Source organism: Roseovarius sp. THAF27 (assembly GCF_009363655.1).
GTDB lineage: Bacteria > Pseudomonadota > Alphaproteobacteria > Rhodobacterales > Rhodobacteraceae > Roseovarius.
The window spans coordinates 3,505,256-3,522,554 of sequence record NZ_CP045393.1 but is presented as its reverse complement, the minus strand read 5'-3'; the positions used below and the strand labels follow the sequence as shown (position 1 = coordinate 3,522,554).

The following is a 17,299-nucleotide window of genomic DNA, read 5'->3' as shown; positions in this document are numbered from 1 at the left end:
AGGTCAGTCCAGACCGGCATCGTGCAAAAGCTCGGGAAGCTTCTTCCTGACCTTGAAGTACCCCGCCGTGGCGTGGGGCCAGACGATTGCGTCCCAGTCGCGGCGCCATTCGCGGAGCGTGACGCCTGCATTGTCCAGGGCCGGCTTCGCCGCGTTCAGCCAGTCGCGTAGCGGGCCTTCGGGCACGTAAGGCGTGGCAATCTGGCGGGCGCCTGCGCGTGTCGCCCAGCGGGCAAGCTCGGCCGGATCGTTTGCTTGCAGGTTCTCGGCCTTTCGCGTGATGCGCTGCGCGGTGTCGGCCAGGGCCGCGGCCTCGAACTCGACGACTTTTCCGCCCACGGGCCGGGGTGAGCGCAGGGCACTGGCCGCAAGTGTGGCCCTGGCGCGAATATCGAGGTCGCCGAGCGCGAAGTCGTCGGGGCGGCAGTCTTCTTCGGTGATCAGAAGGGCGGTCGGAACGCCCGCATCCGGTGCGACTGGCGTGCGCAGCGGTTGAAGTTCGGGCAGGCCGTCCGGCTCCTGGTTTTCCAGCCCTTCGGTCACGCCGGCAAGGTCGGCGGCATCGGGTGAAAAGCGATGGTCGGTGAACTTGGCGATATTCCAGGCTTCGGCGGCATAGAACTTGCCGCGCGTGTGCAGACCGGCGACCCACCGCCAGCTGAGCATGTTGGAGGCCGGATCGCCATCGAGCAGGTGGCGATAGAAGAAATCCGCCCCCAGGCGCCACGGCAGGCGCAGCGTGAAGATCCAGATCGAGGCGAACCACATGCGGGCGTGGTTGTGCAGGTAGCCGGTGTCGGTCAGCTCCTGCGCCCAGGCGTTCATGCAGTCGAGATCGGTCTGGCCCGCTTCGGCACGCTCGACTGCGCGGCGCAGGTCTGAGTCGCGGTCCAGCTGCGCCAGATCGGCGCGAAGACCGTCGCGGTAGCTCTGCCAGACCTGTGGCCGACGCTCCAGCCATCCTTTGAAATAGCTGCGCCACAGAACCTCTTGCAGGAACCTTTCGCCGGTCTCGGGGCCGTGCGCGCGCAGCACCGCCGCAATCAGCCCAGGCTCGGTGATCATGCGGCGGCGAAGGTAGGGCGAAAGGCGCGAGACGGCGTCGTGTCGTCCGGTGCCTTTGTCGACATTCCTGTTGTGGGCATAGCGCGCGCCAAGCTGCGGCAGAACCCGCGCCAGATGTGCCTCGGCCGCATCGCGGGTCGGGGTCGGCCAATCCGGTGCCAGGGTTTCGGCCGTGGTTTCGTCTGTCATCGCATCCCTTTTCTGCAGGTCGGGCGGAGAGATAATGCGACCGTCGGCAATGTCTACAATCTGCGGGTCAGGCCAGGCGCCGCAAGGCGCCGCGCAGGGCGCGGGCCTGCAATGGCTCGGCGAGACTTGGGGTTGCGTCGTATCCCATACGCTCCATCGCCGGGCCTTCCTGCGCGTGCGGAGTGGCGGTGAGACCCGCCCATATCAGCGACAGGAGTGCCCGTTTGTCGGACTGTGCCTCGCTCAGGTCCGCAAGGGCCTTGACCAACAGCTGCTCGATATCGGTGAAATCGGTGCCGAGCGGATAGTCCGGCAGAAGGCCCTCGCGGTAGGGGGCAAGCCATGTCGCGATGGTTGCCGGTGTATTGGCAGCGTGCGCGGGCGGAACCGTCCAGTCGGGATCGAGTTTTCCGGCCTTTTTGGCTGACCCGGCAAGCTCCTGCTGAAAGCGGCTGTCGGCGATGCAGATCAGGCGCTTGATGACCTCTTCGTCCGGCAGGCCGCGCAGGAAGGCCGCGCCGTATTCGGTGACCACGACATCGCGCATGTGGCGGGGCACGGTGGTGACGGGCAGTTGCCAGACGATGTTCGAACCAAGGTCGCCGCCGCTTTGTCGCGTGGCGGGCAGGGTCAGGACCGCATGGGCGTCGTCCAGCGCGAAGGCCTGTTCGAAGAAATTGAACTGGCCGCCGACCCCGCTGACCACCTGGCCCGGTTTCGCGGAATCCGACATCGCGTCGCCAAGCAGACTGACCTGCATGGCACCGTTGACGAAGCGGGCGTCGCGGCGGTCGTCCCGCTTGGTGGGCTCGTCGCCGTAGAGCGCATTGGTGAAACTGACCGGCATCATTCGGATCCTGGCGCGGCGGTCGGGCGGCAAGGCACGGAGGCGCTGGTACATGTCGCGCGCGTCCACGAAGAAACCGGCGTGGACCACGGCGCCGTCATGTGCTTCGCGGCGTAAAATGTCGGCCTCGAACAGCGCCACGAGGCCGCCCACGAGCATTTCTGTCACGGCATAAAGTCCGGTGCGGAAGGGGCCTTCCTCGGCCCCTTGCAGGGTAAACGGCGCGGTGCGCCAAAGATCGTGCAGCGCGGCGCGGTCGCGGGCAATCAGCGCGTTTGCCACCGCGTCGCCGATTGCGCCGATACCGATCTGCAGCGTGCCGCCATCGGGGACGAGCCGCGAGACATGCAACGCGATGGCGTGCTGCGCATCGGCCACGGGACGACGCGGGACGGAGAAAAGATCGACCTGACGCGGTGGCTCCAGCACCATGGCGACTTCGCGCGCCTCTATCTCGGCGGGTCCGTCCATGTAGGGCAGGGCATCATTCAGCTCGGCCACGGCCATGAAATCCATCTCGCCGGCGCTGCGCCGCGCAAAGAGATCGGCGGAAATGTCGGTGTTACTGGACATGCTGAAACGCGCGCCGTCGCGCGGCATCAGCTGGGCAAGCACGTTCGGCTTTTGCGAAATCAGGACGTCGCGGGCATGGGTGTAGTTGGCCGAGATATACTGCCGTTGGGCATAGTCGTTGCCGAGCCAGCTTGCGGCCTGAAAGAAGAACTCGGAGACCTCGATATTGTCGGGCAGGTCGCCGCGCTTGATGAGGTCGACATAGGACAAGGAGGGCGCGGTGCCGAAGAGGCGATCCATCGCGGTGCCGAGAAACCGTTTCTCCAGCTCCGTGGATGGGTCGGGGCGTTGCAGGCTTAGCGCCGTGAATATCTTCAGGGAAAGCGCCGGATCGTCCACCGCCGCCCGCACCAGCGCGTTGACGATCGTGATCGGCTTGCCCAGTCCAAGCGGCAGGGCAAGGCGTATCTCGCCACCGTTGGCTTGGTAGACCGCCCGCGCCATCGTGTCGGCGTCGGTATAGACCTCTGGCGTGTCAGCCAAGGTTGGACCAGCCGGGATCGGGGGTGAAGCGCGGGCCGTGCGTGGCTTCCAGTTCTGCGAGGCGTTGCTTGATCTCCGAGATGCCGCGGGTTTTGGCGTACTGCATCGGACCACCGCGGAACGGGGCCCAGCCGGTGGCGAAGATCAGCGCGGCATCAACCTGATCGGCATCCTTCGCCACGCCTTTGCGCAGAACCTCGGCGCAGGCGTTCAGCATGGGAAGGATAAGGCGGTCGGTCAGATCTTCGGGCGCGTCGTTCATGTCCGCGTCGGGATGGGGCGTGCCGTCGGACCAGTCGTAGAAACCCTGGCCGGTTTTCTTGCCGAGATCACCCTTGTCGACACGGGCGCGCAGATCGTCACTGATCGGTGGCATGGAGGCATCCAGGCTGGCTTGAAGGCTTTCGGCCACGTGAAGACCGATGTCGAGCCCAACCTGATCGGCCAGGGCGACCGGGCCCATGGGCATGCCGAAGCGGATGGCGGCGGTGTCGATCACTTCTTTCGAGACTCCCTCATCCATCAGGACCATCGCCTCGAGCATGTAGGGAACGAGTGCGCGATTGACGACAAAGCCGGGGTAGTCGCTGACCAAGGCGGGCAGTTTGCCTGTGGCACCGCAGAACGCGGCGAGGCGGTTGGCAGTTTTTTCGTTTGTCGCGCTTCCCTTCACCACCTCCACGAGATCGATTTTCGATACCGGGTTGAAGTAGTGCAGCCCGGCGAAGCGAGACTTGGCAGGTGCGGCGCCGGCAAGATCGTCGACCGACAGGCTGGACGTGTTGGTGGCAAGGATCGCGTCCTTCTTCAAAGCGCCTTTCAGTCCTTTGAAGATCTTCTCCTTAACCTCCTGTTCTTCGCTGGCGGCTTCGATCACGAGGTCGGCGTGGGCGAGCCCGTATCCGTGCGGGTCGGGCATGAGGCGGTCCAGCGCGTCGCGGGTCTCCGTGCTGCTGAGGTGTTTGGCCTCGCAGATTTTTGCCGCCGTCCTGACCGCCTTGCCCAGCGGATCTGTTTCGATATCGCCCAAGGTCACGGTCTTGCCCTTGATGGCGGCAATCGCGGCGATCTCGGCCCCCATTGCGCCTGCGCCGATAACGTGGACATGGGCGATGCCGTCCTCGCCGCGTCCGGCGTCTTTCAGCGATTGCTGAAGGAAGAAAACCCGCCGCAGGTTCTTCGATGCCTCGGTGTCGAGCAGTTTTGCGAAACTGTCGATCTCGGCCTGCTGCATCGCATCGCGGTCATCGCCGTGTTTTTCCCAGAGGTCGATCAGGGCGTGCGGTGCGGGATAGTGTTCCTTCGGGGCCTTCTCCTCGGTCTTGCTGCGCATCTGGCGAGCGGCAAGACTGCGGGCCTGGTCGAAGGAAAAGGCGCGGGACTTGAGACCGGGCGTTTGACGCTCGATCTTGCCATTTCTTGCCGCGCTTACGGCGGCGGCGACGTGGCGCTCCTCGACGATGGCGTCGGCGATGCCTTGCGACTTGGCGCGCTTGGTATGCGCGGTCTTGCCGGTCAGCATCATGGTCATGGCGTCCGTCGGGTCGATCAGCGCGGGCAGACGGAACGTGCCGCCGAGACCGGGGTGCAGGCCAAGCTGAACCTCGGGGAAGCCGAAGGAGGCACCGGGCGTGGCGATGCGATAATCGCAGGCCAGCGCCAGTTCAAAACCGGCCCCCAGCGCCGCGCCGTGGACCACGCAGATCGTGGGCCAGGGTAGCGCCTCGATCCGGTCCAGGACGTCATGCGCCTGTTTCAGCAGGGCGGCGGCGCCCTGGTCGGTCATGGATTCGAAGCCCGAGATATCGGCACCGGCGGCGAAGCCTGCCGGTTTTGCCGAGCGGATCACGAGCGCGGCGGGCTTGTCGGCCTCGGCGGCGGCGATGTGGTCGTCCAGTTCGCGGATCACGTCTTCGGAGATCGTGTTGACGCTGCTGTCGGTCTTGTCGAGGACGAGCCAAAGCACGTTGTCGCCGTCCCGCGCCGAGCGCCAGTTGCCTTGAGTCTCTCCGACCGGGCCCAGTTCCAGCTTTGTGTCGCCCAAGAATTTCAGGACAGGTCCGGTCATTGCACAGCCTCTAGCAGCATCGCGCCGCCAAGGCCGCCGCCGATGCATTCCGTTGCGATGCCGCGTTTCGCACCGCGGGCTTTCATCGCGTTGGCAAGGTGCAGGACGATGCGGTTGCCACTTGTGCCGACCGGGTGGCCCAACGAAATCGCCCCGCCATCGACATTGAGTTGGTCGCGGTCGATGCGGCCGAACGCGCCGTCGAGGCCCAGAACGTCGCGGCAGAAGTCATCGTCATTCCAGGCGGCAAGGCAGGATAGGACCTGCGCCGCGAAGGCCTCGTTTAATTCCCAAAGGTCGATATCCTCGATGCCGAACCCGTGACGCTTTACGATGGGCGTGGAGGACATGACCGGCCCCAGCCCCATGATCGACGGATCGAGCCCGGCCCATTCGCTGTCGGTGACTTCGGCCAACGGTTCCAGACCGTGGGCGTCTACCGCTTTTTCGGACGCGAGGATGCACCAGCTTGCGCCGTCGGTGATCTGACTGGAATTGCCGGCCGTCACTTTCCCGTAAGGTGGCTCGAAGACGGGTTTTGGCTTGGCCAACCCTTCCATGTCGCTGTCGGGTCGGACGCCATTGTCGTGGTCGTAGACAGTTCCGTCGCGCGCGAAGGCGGGCATCAGTTCGCCGTCCAACCGGCCTTCCTTGTGAGCGGCGGCAAGGCGGTGATGGCTTTGCATTGCGTAGGCGTCGGCGGTTTCACGGTCGATATTGAAGTGATGCGCCAGAACCTCGGCGGTCTGGCCCATGCTGAGCGTCGTGATCGGGTCGGTCAGGCCGCGCTCCAGCCCGACGACGGGCTTGAAGAACTCTGGTTTCAGTCCGGCCAGGTTTTTGGCCTGGTCCAGCGGGCCCTTGGCGGTGCTCATCCGTCCGAACCATTCCACGGCAGACTGGCGCAAGGTCAGGGGCGCATGGCTGAGAGCCTCGGCGCCGCCGGCGAGGATCATCTGGTGACTGCCCTCACGTATGTAGCGATAGGCGGTGTCGATGCTCTGCATCCCGGAGCCGCAGTTGATCTGCATCGTAAAGGCAACGGTCGTTTCAGGCAGGCCAAGCCGCAGGCCGGCAACGCGGGCCGGGTTCATCTCGTCCGCGATCACGTTGACGCAACCCAGTGTCACAAGGTCCAGCGCCGCGCGGTCAAACGGCTGCCGGGCCAGCAAGGGCCGGCCGCATTGAACGGCGAGATCGACCGGGGTGAACGGCCCGGGGCCGGCCTGGGCCTTGAGGAAAGGCGTGCGTGCACCGTCGACCAGAAAGACGCGATTTCTTCCGTCAGTCCTTGTCATTCCGCGGCCTCGCGGTGGCTGTTGTCGCTTGAGTGCGGTGCGGGAAAGAGCGCGGCGAAATCTTCGGCGGCGTAATCATCGACGGCCACCACCTCGTCCACCAGCCGGGTCATCTCCTTGATGTCCGCCATTTCGGCATCGCTAAGAATTCCGGCTTCCAACGCCTCCTCGGGTGTCTTTTTCGCATCGCGCAGGCGTTTCATGACGGGCGCCATTTCCGTGACCTTGGCGTAGCATTCATTGAGAACCTGCACGCCGTCGCGATTGCAGCCATCGGCAATGCGGCCGACGATGCGGTCGCGTGCCTCGGACGGATCGTAGAGCAGGTCGCTGCATTGCGCGACCAGCCTGTCGTCAGGTTTGCGCTGTGCCATGCCGGGCAGGGTGAAGAACCGCAGAAGGGCAGCGGCCCACCGGGCCGGCAGGTTGGCGATGACCTCGTCCAGTGCTGTCTGGATGTTGTGAAAGGCATCGGCGGCGACATAGCGCAGCACGGGCAGGTCGGCTTTCTGGCGGCCTTCGTCCTCCCAGCGTTTGAGGGCGGCCGAGAGGATGTACATCTCGGACAAGATATCGCCCATGCGGCCCGAGATCATTTCCTTGCGCTTGAGTGCGCCACCCAACGACAGAAACAACATGTCGGCGGTCAGCGCATAAGCGGCAGACCAGCGCGACAGTTGCCTGTAGATGTCCGTGGCGTCGCCAGCGGCCGGGGCCGGCGCGAACCGACCGCCGGTCAGGGCACGGCCCCAGCTGCGGAAGAGCGTGCGCGTGCTGTGGCCGACATGCGCCCAAAGGGATTTATCGAACATCTCCAGCGCCTTGTCGGGGTCGTCTTCCTCGAGCGCCATCATGTTGTCGAGCATGTGCGGATGCGCCCGGATCGAGCCCTGGCCAAAGATGATCAAGCTGCGCGTGACGATGTTGGCGCCTTCGACCGTGATGCCGATCGGCACGGCACGGTAGAGCGGCAGCAGGTAATTCGACGGACCGTCGATCACCGCCTTGCCGGAATGGACGTCCATCGCATCGTTCAGCGCCTCGCGCATGCGGAAGGTCGCGTGGGCCTTCATGATCGCCGAGATCACCGACAACGCGCGGCCCTCGTCAAGCCCGGCACAGGTCAGATGCCGCGCGGCATCCATCGCATAGGCGTCTGCCGCAAGCCGGCCCAGACGGGCCTGCACGCCGCCGAACTTGCCGATTGGCAGGTTGAACTGCTGGCGGATGCGGGCATAGGCGCCGGTTGTGTGCGCAGACAGGGCTATGGCGGCGCAGCCCATGGAGGGCAGCGAGATACCGCGCCCGGCAGCCAGTGCGCTCATCAGCATCATCCAGCCTTCGCCGGCATAATCCTGACCGCCGATGATGTTGTCGAGCGGGATGAAGACATCCTTGCCGGTGGTCGGTCCGTTCATGAACATCGTGGACGACGGGATGTGGCGACGGCCGGTTTCGACACCCTCGAGGTCTGTGGGGACGAGCGCGCAAGTGATACCGATATCGGGGTTGCCGCCCAAGAGGCCATCGGGGTCGCGCAGCTTGAACGCCAGCCCAAGAACGGTGCAGACCGGCGACAGGGTGATGTAGCGCTTGGCCCAGTTGAGGCGGATGCCCAGCACCTCTTCGCCTTTCCATTGGCCCTTGCAGACGACACCGTCGTCGATCATCGCGCCCGCGTCGGATCCGGCCTCGGCGCTGGTGAGACCGAAAGCGGGCAGTTCGCGCCCGTCGGCGAGGCGCGGCAGCCAGTAATCCTTTTGTTCGTCGGTGCCGAACTGATGCAACAACTCGCCCGGGCCAAGCGAGTTCGGTACCATGACGGTCACGGCGGCGGCGACCGAACGGGTCGAGATATAGCGGACGATTTCGGAGTGGGCGAAGGCGGAAAATTCGAGTCCGCCATGCTTTTTCGGGATGATCATGCCGAAAAACTTGTTTTCGCGCATGAACTGCCAGACCTCGGGGGCAAGGTCGCCGGTTTCGTGGTTGATCTTCCAGTCGTCGATCATCGCGCACAGGTCCTGCACGGGACCGTCGAAAAACGCCTGTTCTTCCTCGGACAGCTTCGGCGATTTGACGTTGCGCAGCTTCGACCAGTCGGGGTTTCCCGAGAAAAGTTCCGCCTCCCACCACACTTCGCCGGCGTTCAGCGCCTCGCTTTCAGTCTTTGACAAACCGGGCAGAACGCCCTTGGCCCACTTGAAGATGGGTTTGGTGATCGCGCGCGCGCGGAAGCTGGACATGCGGGAACTCCTTTAGGGGCCAACGCCTCACCCAAGCGGAAGTTCCTGCGCGCAGCGGTGCGGGCCACAGCGGAGGTGCCTGACGCTGCGTCAGAAGCCGCTGATGGCCGGAAGCCAGGTCGACAGGATCGGAATGAACGTGATGAGGACAAGGGCCGTCGCGAGAGCCACGAAGAAGGGTGGCATCTCCCGGATCAGGGTCGAGGGCCGCAGGCCGACCGTCGAGGACACGACGAAGATCAGACTGCCGACAGGTGGCGTCGTCAGCCCGAGCGTGAGGTTCACGATCACGATGATTGCAAAGTGATTGGGGTCGATGCCCAGCGCAAAGCTGATCGGGGCGAGGATCGGCACCAAGATCATCACGCCCGGCAACGGATCCATGAAAAGGCCGAAGACCAGCAGCAGCAGGTTGACGGCGAGCAGGAAAACGATGGGTGCCAGATCCCACGAGATGATCGTTTCGGCCAGGAACTGCGGAATCGACTCGATGATCAGCACCCAGGCAAAGGCGCGCGCGGCGCCGAGGATCAGCAGCACCGCGCCCGAGGTCAGGGCCGCACGCAGCACGATGCCGGGCAGGTCACGCAGGCGCAGCGAGCGATAGACGAACAAGCCGACGAAGAGGGCGTAGAAAACGGCGATGACCGACGCCTCTGTCGGGGTGAAGATACCAAAGCGGATACCGCCAACGATCAGGGCAATCAGGATCAGGGCGGGCAGGGCGAAAAGCGCGATGCGCGCGATTTCCGCGATTGAGGGCATCGGTTCGCCCGAGGCATAGTTGCGCCGCTTGCTGACATGGGCATTGGCCAGAAGGACCATCAGGGTGATCACGAGACCCGGCAGAATCCCGGCCATGAAGAGTGAGCCGACCGAGACGTTCTGGTCCTGCATCGCGTAGATGATCATGGTGATCGAGGGCGGAATGATCGGGCCGACGACGGCGCTGGCGATGGTCAGCGCACTGGCGTAGGGCCGGTCGTATCCGCCCTTTTCCATCATGCGGATCATCATCGTGCCCGGTCCGGCGGCATCGGCGAGCGCGCTTCCCGAAATCCCCGCGAACATGGCGGAACTGACGACGTTGGCGTGCCCCAACCCGCCGCGCAGGTGTCCGACGAGTGACTGGGCCAAATGCAGGATGGCGAGGGTCACGGCACCGCCTGTCATGATCTCGGACGCAAGGATGAAGAACGGCACGGCCAGAAGCGGAAAGCTGTCGAGACCCGAGAACATTTCCTTGACGACGACCAGCGGCTGATAGCTGGAGGCCAGCATGATCGCCGCGAAGACCGAGATCGCCATGGCGAAGGCCACGGGCAGCCCCAGGATCAACAGCAGGAAAAGCGCAGGAAAGAGGATCTCAGCCATTGGCGCCGCCGGTGACGGTTTCATCGTCAACGCCGCGTGCGTCGAGGCTCTTGTAGTCTCCGGCGTTGATGAAGGGACGCGCGATCAGCAACAGATGGACGATCAGCAAGGCGAACCCCACCGGCATAGCCGCGTAGACATAGAGAAATGGCAGGCGCAGGGCCGGCGTGACCTGGAACTGCATCCGCTGGGCGTATTGCCAGCCGACATGCACCATGTAGCCGAAGAAGGTCAGCAGGATGAGAACGATCAAGGCGCGAAGAAGTTTTTGCCCGATTGCGGGCAGTTTGTCCTGAAGGTTCGTGATTGCGACGTGTCCGCCGATCCGCAGGATAAGGCCCGCGCCGGTGAAGGTCAGCCAGATCATCAGGTAGCGGGCGGCCTCGTCCGCCCAAGGCAGGGATTGCGCGGTGAAGTACCGCAGGAAAATATTCGCCCCCACGATCAGGGCCATTGCCGACAGCATCAGGATAAGCGCCCAGCCATTCAGCACGACGAATATATGTTCGAGCCTTTTCACGTGGCGCCCCCGTTCGGTTCACCGGCGCCGGGTGGGCGCCGGTGGGTGTCATCACTCGAAGTTGACGATCGAGTTGACAAGATCCTTGCCGTAGGTTTCGTAGTAACCCTCATAGGCCGACGCGATGGACTCCTGGAAGGCGGCCTTCTGTTCGGCCGATAGTTCGTTGACCTTCATGCCGCGCTCTTTCAAGGTTTCCACGCCCGTGGTCTCGACATTATCGACATAGCCGCGCATGGCCGTCACGGCCTCTGCCGCGGCCGTCTCGAAGGCGGCTTTCTGCGTGTCGTCAAGGCCATCCCAGAAGGGTTTGGAAACAAGCAACATGGCGGGCGAATAGACGTGGCCCGACAGCGTCAGGTATTCCTGAACCTCGTCCAGCTTGACCGAGACGATCACGGACAGAGGGTTTTCCTGACCGTCGATCACGCCCTGTTGCAGGGACGAGATTACCTCGGGCCAGGCCATCGGCGTGGGGGCCGCCCCCATGGCGTTGAATGCCGCAAGGTGCACGGGGTTTTCCATTGTGCGGATCTTCAGGCTTTCGACATCGGCCGGTGTCTCGATGGCGTTGCGGTTGTTGGTGATGTGGCGGAAGCCCTGTTCCCCCCAGGCCAGCCCGTGCAGGCCGACAGCGTCGAACTTGCCGAGGATTTCCTGGCCGATCTCACCATCCAGAACCGCGCGGGCGTGGTCCAGATCCCGGAACAGGAAGGGGATATCGAAAACGCCCGTGTCGGGCACGAAGTTGGCCAGCGTGCCGGAGGACACGATGGTGGCTTCGATGGTACCCAGTTGCAGCCCTTCGATCACTTCGCGCTCGCCGCCCAGGCCGGACGAGGGGAAATGCTTGAACTCGAACGCGTCGCCGGTCTCGGCCTTGACGACCTCTTCGAACTTCTGCGCCGCGACGCCGTAATGGCTGTCGGGGGCGAGGGCGTAGCCGATCTTGACTTCGGTCTGCGCAAGGGCCGGAAGGCCCATCGCAAGGAAGATGCCGGTCGAGACCAGCCCGCGGGTAATGAACGTCATGGTTTTCCTCCCGTTTAACGTTTGGTTTTTGCTACACAGGTATTTTTGGGCTGACAACCCCGAGCCGGAGCGTCCCGGTGCCTGGGCATCACCCGTCTTTCCGCTGTCTGAACAGGTGGACCAGTTCCGGCACATAGGCGTCGTTGGGGCCGGCGGCGACCGTCGCGGCAAGGGCGGCTGAGACGCCGTCGGCAACAGACGTCTGCGCACCCGCCGCCTGGGACATGCTGCGGTAATAATCGATATCCTTCAGGGCATTGGACACGTAAAAGGGCAGGGCATCGCGATCCTGCGAGACGATGAAGGGCGCCAGCCGGTCGAGGGCCGCACTTGCGCCACCGCCACCCGCCAGCACATCAACGAAGACCTGAGGGTCTATGCCGGTATCGGCGGCCTGGGCCGCCGCCTCGGCGAGCAATGTCATGAAACCGACCGACACGTAGTTATGCAGAAGCTTGAGCCGATGTCCGTGCCCAAGCGGGCCGACGTGATCGACATTCTCCGTGAAAGAGGCCAGGACGGGGCGCACGGCATCGAGGCTCTCGGCCGCACCGCCGACCAGCAGGTTCAGCGTGCCCTCATGGGCATGTTGCGCCGTGCGAGTCATCGGCGCGTCCAGATAGTCGCCGCCGGCGGCCCGAACCAGTTCGGCCATACGCAGGGTCGAGTCGGGCAGCGCGGTCGAGCAATCCACCACGATCGTCCCCGGGCGCAGCGACGCGGCAAGGCCGTCCGGCGCGCCGATGATCGCCTCGACCTGGGGCGAGCCGGTGACGCAGAGGATGACCACATCGGACGCTTCTGCGATCTCTGCGATGGTGGCGCACGCCCTGCCGCCCTGTGCCAACAGGTGGTCAGTGGGCTGGTTGCCGGGGTGATCGAGAAAATGCAGCGCGCAACGGCCGCGCGACAGGATGTTGCGGGCGATGCCGTGGCCCATGAGCCCGACGCCGATGATGCCGACTTGCATTGCGTTGTGCCTCCGATCGTCTTCGTTGATTGCGTGGCGGGTCGTGGATCCTAGTCCGCGTTGATCCAGATTGCCTTGGTGTCGAGATATTCTTCCATATGCTCGGTTCCCCCCTCGCGCCCGTATCCCGACATCTTGACGCCGCCGAAGGGCACGGCGGGGTCGATGGCGTGGTACATGTTGACCCAGACGGATCCGGCCTTCAGCCGATTGGCCAGCTTGTGCGCGGTGCCCAGATGGGTCGAGAAGACGCCAGCCGCAAGGCCGTAGGGCGTGGCGTTGGCGCGGGTCACGACCTCGTCCAGATCGTCAAACGGCAGCGCCGAGATTACCGGGCCGAAGATTTCTTCGCGTGCGACTCGCATCGTGTCGGTCACGCCGCCCAGCACCGTCGGTTGGAAAAAGTGCCCGCCTGCAAGGTCCGCGCCTTCGGCCCTTGCGCCGCCGGTGATGACCTCGGCCCCTTCGCGCGGGCCTGCGTCGAGGTAACCCGCGATGCGTTGGGCTTGCCGGGCCGAGATGATCGGGCCGATATCGGTGTCTTCTCGAATGCCGTGACCGATCCGCAGCCCGGCGGCATACTCGGCCACGCGGCGCACGAACTCGTCGTGGATTTCGCGGGCCACGAACAGGCGCGATCCCGCGATGCAGATCTGACCGGAATTGGCGAAGACGGCCATCGCTGCGACCGGCACCGCCTTTTCGATATCGGCGTCACGGCAAACGATGACGGGCGACTTGCCACCCAATTCCAGCGACACGCGCTTGAGATTCCCGGTGGCCGCGCGGGCGATGGCCTGTCCGGTGGCGGTCGAGCCGGTGAAGACGATCTTGTCGACGCCGTCGTGTTCGGCCAGTGCCGCGCCGGCCTCGGACCCGAGGCCCGTCACGATGTTCAGGACCCCATCGGGCAAACCGGCCTCCTGCATGATCCGGGCGATCATCAGGACGGTCAGAGACGCCTCTTCCGACGGTTTCAGAACCACGGTGCAGCCGGTCGCGATGGCCGGGGCAATTTTCCAGATTGAGCCGGCAATCGGCGCATTCCAAGGGATTATGGCCCCGACGACGCCGATGGGCTCTCGCACGGTCTGGGAATAGATCTCGCCGGGGAACGAGTTCGGGATGGTCGCGCCATGGATCGCCACGGCCTGGCCGGCATAGAAGCGCAACATCCCCAGCACGCGGCGGCCGTTGGCGAGCGTGCGCTGGATCGGCATGCCCATGTCGAGCGTGTCCGACAGGCAAAGGTTTTCCCACTCGGCCTCGAGCCGATCCGCTATGCGCAGCAGCAGGGCTTGGCGCTCGAACGGAGTCCATTTCGACCAGGGGCCCTCGAACGCCGCGCGCGCGGCCTTGACCGCGATGTCGATATCGGCGGCGTCACCCTTGGGGACCGTTGCCAGAAGGCTTCCGTCCGCGGGGTTGCGCGCCTCGATGACCTCTCCGGAACGGGCTTCGCACCAAGCCCCGTCAATGAACATCTTCTGACTTGCGCCATCGTAAAGAGCGGTGGCCGATGCGCTCCAATCTTTCATGGTGCCCTCATCTTAAGTGAATGTGCTGGCTCGCGATGCCCCGTTAAGCTAACGGGGCAGCCGTTGCGGCGTGTCTACACCAGTCGGTTTCCCCAAGACCAGCGGATAACTCGACGTGTTGAGGCGCCAAGACCGTTCATACCTTGGAGGCCAATGGTCCCGAAGGAAAGGTCGAGGCGGTTCGATCGACGGCTGCCGAAAGTGTCGAGCTTTGCGATGACCTCGCTCGGCTTCGCCTATCCAAAGCGATGGCAGTCAATCCATTAAGAGGCTATGAGCGCTCCTTTTTCTTCAAGCGAACGGATCTGGTCCTTCGAATACCCATGTTCGGTCAGAATTTCCGCGCCATGCTGACCGAGCGTCGGTGCCGGGGTGGTGACGGCGCCGGGGGTGTCGCTGAACTTGATCGGCAGTCCGATGGCCTTGACCGCGCCGGCCCTCGGATGATCGGTTTCCACGATCATGTCCCGTGCCAGAGCCTGTGGGTCGTTGTGCATCTCGGAGATGGTCATCACCGGGCCAGCGGGCAGGCCCGCGGCCTCCATCCGGTCCAGCCAGTCTTGCGTGTCGTGTTGCATGAAGTGGTTTTCGAGGATTGGAACGAGCTCTTGCAAATGTTGCATGCGGGCGAGGTTGGTCTCGAAGCGGGGATCGCTGCCGAGTTCGGGTGCGTTAATGATCTCGAGCAGGCGCATCCAGTTGCGCTGGTTTGCGGCGCCGATATTGATCCAGCCGTCGCGCGTGCGAAACGACTGGTAGGGCGCGTTGAGCGGATGCGCCGACCCGAGGGCGCCCGGCGATTCGCCTGTCGCGAAGGCGATTGCTGATTGCCAGTATGTTAGCGAGATGCCGGCCTCGAAGAGCGAGGTGTCGACCATCTGTCCCTGGCCCGTCTTCTGCGCATGTGAATAGGCTGAAACGCACCCCAGAGCCGCAAGAAACCCCGCAGTGATATCGGAAATCGGCGCGCCCGGCTTGACCGGCGGACGGCCCGGCCCCTCGCCCGTGATCGACATAAGGCCCGACATGCCCTGTGCAATCAGGTCGAAGCCACCGCGCTCTGCATAGGGGCCGGTGCGGCCAAATCCGGAGATGGCGCAATAGACCAGCTTGGGGTTTCTTTTCCGCAGTGTGTCGTAGCCAAGCCCGAGGCGTTCCATCGTGTCGTGACGGTAGTTTTCGATTACCACGTCGGCATCTTCGAGCAGTTTGCCCAGAGCCGAGATGGCATCGGGATCCTTGAGATTCAAAGCGATGCCGCGCTTGTTGCGGTTCATCATCAGGTAGGCGGCGCTTTCGCCGTTGATTTCGGGCGGCAGGAATCGGCGGCTGTCATCGCCGTCGGGCTTTTCCACCTTGATCACGTCTGCGCCCATATCGGCCAGCATCATGCCGCAGGCCGGGCCGGCCATGATATGCGCAAGTTCGATGACCTTCATGCCGGCAAGGGGACCTTGGCTGCTCATTCTCCACTCCATTCGGGTTTGGTCTTGTTCAGGAAAGCTTCGAGTCCATGCTTGAAATCCTTGCTCATGTAGCACATGGCGATGAGATCGTTGTCTTCCACAGCGAGCGCCTCGCGGTTGCGGCGCATCGCCTCTTTCGTGGCCCGCAGGGTCAGGGGCGCCATGTCCGCAAGATGCTCGGCCAGAGCCTCGGCACGCAGCAGCAGGGCGTCTTCATCGCTCAGCACCTCGGAGACGAGGCCGGCTGCCAGTGCCTCGTCGGCGGTCATCAGGCGCGCGGTGAAGATCATCTCGCGGACGCGCCCCGCGCCGATAAGTTCGCTCAACCGGGCCAGGTTGCCGGCATTGAGGCAATTGCCGAGCGTCCGGGCGATGGGAAAGCCGAATTTCAGCTGTGCGCTGGCGATCCTGATGTCACAGGCCGCGGCTATCGAGGCACCACCGCCGGTACAGGCGCCGTGGATGGCGGCCACGGTAGGCACGGGACAAGTATCGACGGCGGTCAGGATGCGGGTGATCTCGTTCTCGTAGTCATGCGCGTCCTGCGCCGTCTTGAAGCCGCGAAACTGCGTCATGTCTGTGCCCGCCGCGAAGGCCTTGCCGCCCGCGCCGTGGATGACCACCGCGCGCACGGACCCGTCCGTCGGAACGTTGGCGCAAATGTCGGCCAGTTCCTCGTACATGGCGAAGGTCAGGGCATTGCGCGCCTCGGGACGATTGAACGCGATCCAGAGGGTCTTATCGCGAAGCTGCGAGTTGAGTTCGTCTGTCATTTCAAGAAGGTCTCCACAGGAAAACGGGGCATGGCTGATCGGAACATGAACAAGGTGCGGTGCGTCGGGAGCTACGCCCTGCACGGGCGGGCTGCGAGCCGTCGTCGGCGTGCACACCGCGCATCTAGTTCGGGAGTTGGTTCAGTCATCGTGGTGTAGGCGTTTCAGGCACTGTCGGACTCGAGGCCGCCGGAGCCCATCGCCTTCAGGTGCGCCGCGAACTTGTTCATCATGTGGGTCTTCATGACCTGACCGAGCCCCTGCGCATCTCGGGCGCGGAGTTTCTCCATTATGTCTTCATGTTCCTCAATCGCCTGGGCCCAGCGTTCTTCGGACAGGTTGACCATGAACCGCGCCCGGCGGACGCGCATTCCGAGCATGCGGTGATGCATTTCCAGGATTTCGTTCCGCGCGCCTATCAGCAGGGCGTTGTGGATGTCCTGGTTGGCCTTGAAGTAGGTCTGGCGGTCCCGGGCCTTGTAGGCCTTGACCATCGCGGCGTGGCGTTTCTCGATGGCTTGGATCTCGGCATCGCTCAGGTTGCGGCAGGCCAGTTCACCGGTGAGCTGTTCCAGCACCGCGATCACGGGAAACGTGCTTTCCACTTCGGCGCGTGTCACCTCTGCGACGCGTGCGCCCCGGTTCGCCTGCAGGATGACCAAGCCCTCGGAACCGAGAACCTTGAGCGCTTCGCGCAGCGGGGTCCGGGAGACGCCGAAGGTTTCGCATAATTCCTTTTCGGGAACCTTTTCGCCCGGCTTGAGGGCGTCTTCCACGATCAGGTTGCGCAATCGCTCGACCAGTTCCTGGTGGAGCGTCGGTCGCTTGATGCTTTCATTCAGGTTCATCACCGCATC

At 64.0% G+C, this 17,299-nt stretch carries 13 protein-coding genes; all 13 read right to left on the bottom strand.

Annotated features, from left to right (window positions below; genetic code table 11):
- Nucleotides 1–3 precede the first annotated feature (3 nt).
- The 13 genes from FIU89_RS17450 to FIU89_RS17390 all read right to left on the bottom strand — a co-directional run bounded on the left by FIU89_RS17450 (nt 4) and on the right by FIU89_RS17390 (nt 17,290).
- The gene (locus FIU89_RS17450) at nt 4–1,254 is read right to left on the bottom strand and encodes an FAD-binding domain-containing protein (protein ID WP_152493767.1); all 1,251 of its coding nucleotides are present in this window, start codon (nt 1,252–1,254) and stop codon (nt 4–6) included.
- Nucleotides 1,255–1,321: 67 nt separating this feature from the next.
- The gene (locus FIU89_RS17445; RefSeq protein ID WP_254701722.1) at nt 1,322–3,157 is read right to left on the bottom strand and encodes an acetyl-CoA hydrolase/transferase C-terminal domain-containing protein; all 1,836 of its coding nucleotides are present in this window, start codon (nt 3,155–3,157) and stop codon (nt 1,322–1,324) included.
- Nucleotides 3,150–5,225, bottom strand: a complete 2,076-nt coding sequence (locus FIU89_RS17440) for a 3-hydroxyacyl-CoA dehydrogenase NAD-binding domain-containing protein (RefSeq protein ID WP_152493766.1) — start codon at nt 5,223–5,225, stop codon at nt 3,150–3,152. The genes FIU89_RS17445 and FIU89_RS17440 overlap by 8 nt, the downstream gene beginning before the upstream one ends.
- Nucleotides 5,222–6,523, bottom strand: coding sequence for an acetyl-CoA C-acetyltransferase (locus FIU89_RS17435; protein WP_152493765.1), 1,302 nt, complete (start codon nt 6,521–6,523; stop codon nt 5,222–5,224). The genes FIU89_RS17440 and FIU89_RS17435 overlap by 4 nt, the downstream gene beginning before the upstream one ends.
- Nucleotides 6,520–8,769, bottom strand: a complete 2,250-nt coding sequence (locus FIU89_RS17430) for an acyl-CoA dehydrogenase (protein WP_152493764.1) — start codon at nt 8,767–8,769, stop codon at nt 6,520–6,522. The genes FIU89_RS17435 and FIU89_RS17430 overlap by 4 nt, the downstream gene beginning before the upstream one ends.
- Before the next feature lie 90 nt (nt 8,770–8,859).
- Nucleotides 8,860–10,143 (bottom strand): TRAP transporter large permease, encoded by a 1,284-nt coding sequence (locus tag FIU89_RS17425; RefSeq protein WP_152493763.1) that lies wholly within the window; start codon nt 10,141–10,143, stop codon nt 8,860–8,862.
- A complete protein-coding gene (locus FIU89_RS17420; protein ID WP_152493762.1) occupies nt 10,136–10,663 on the bottom strand; it encodes a TRAP transporter small permease in 528 nt (175 codons plus the stop codon). Before FIU89_RS17420 ends, FIU89_RS17425 begins: the two co-directional genes overlap by 8 nt.
- Nucleotides 10,664–10,714: 51 nt before the next feature.
- A complete protein-coding gene (locus tag FIU89_RS17415; RefSeq protein ID WP_152493761.1) occupies nt 10,715–11,695 on the bottom strand; it encodes a TRAP transporter substrate-binding protein in 981 nt (326 codons plus the stop codon).
- An 88-nt stretch (nt 11,696–11,783) separates the two neighbouring features.
- A complete protein-coding gene (locus tag FIU89_RS17410) occupies nt 11,784–12,665 on the bottom strand; it encodes an NAD(P)-dependent oxidoreductase (protein ID WP_152493760.1) in 882 nt (293 codons plus the stop codon).
- A gap of 50 nt (nt 12,666–12,715) precedes the next feature.
- Nucleotides 12,716–14,203: an aldehyde dehydrogenase gene (locus FIU89_RS17405; RefSeq protein WP_152493759.1), complete on the bottom strand. Its 1,488-nt coding sequence runs from the start codon at nt 14,201–14,203 to the stop codon at nt 12,716–12,718.
- A 263-nt stretch (nt 14,204–14,466) separates the two neighbouring features.
- On the bottom strand, nt 14,467–15,669 hold the full coding sequence (locus FIU89_RS17400; RefSeq protein ID WP_216647036.1) for a CaiB/BaiF CoA-transferase family protein: 1,203 nt from the start codon (nt 15,667–15,669) through the stop codon (nt 14,467–14,469).
- Nucleotides 15,666–16,442: an enoyl-CoA hydratase/isomerase family protein gene (locus tag FIU89_RS17395; protein ID WP_152493757.1), complete on the bottom strand. Its 777-nt coding sequence runs from the start codon at nt 16,440–16,442 to the stop codon at nt 15,666–15,668. Before FIU89_RS17395 ends, FIU89_RS17400 begins: the two co-directional genes overlap by 4 nt.
- A gap of 164 nt (nt 16,443–16,606) precedes the next feature.
- Entirely contained in the window at nt 16,607–17,290 is a 684-nt protein-coding gene (locus tag FIU89_RS17390) for a GntR family transcriptional regulator (protein ID WP_152493756.1), read from the bottom strand.
- Nucleotides 17,291–17,299: the final 9 nt, after the last annotated feature.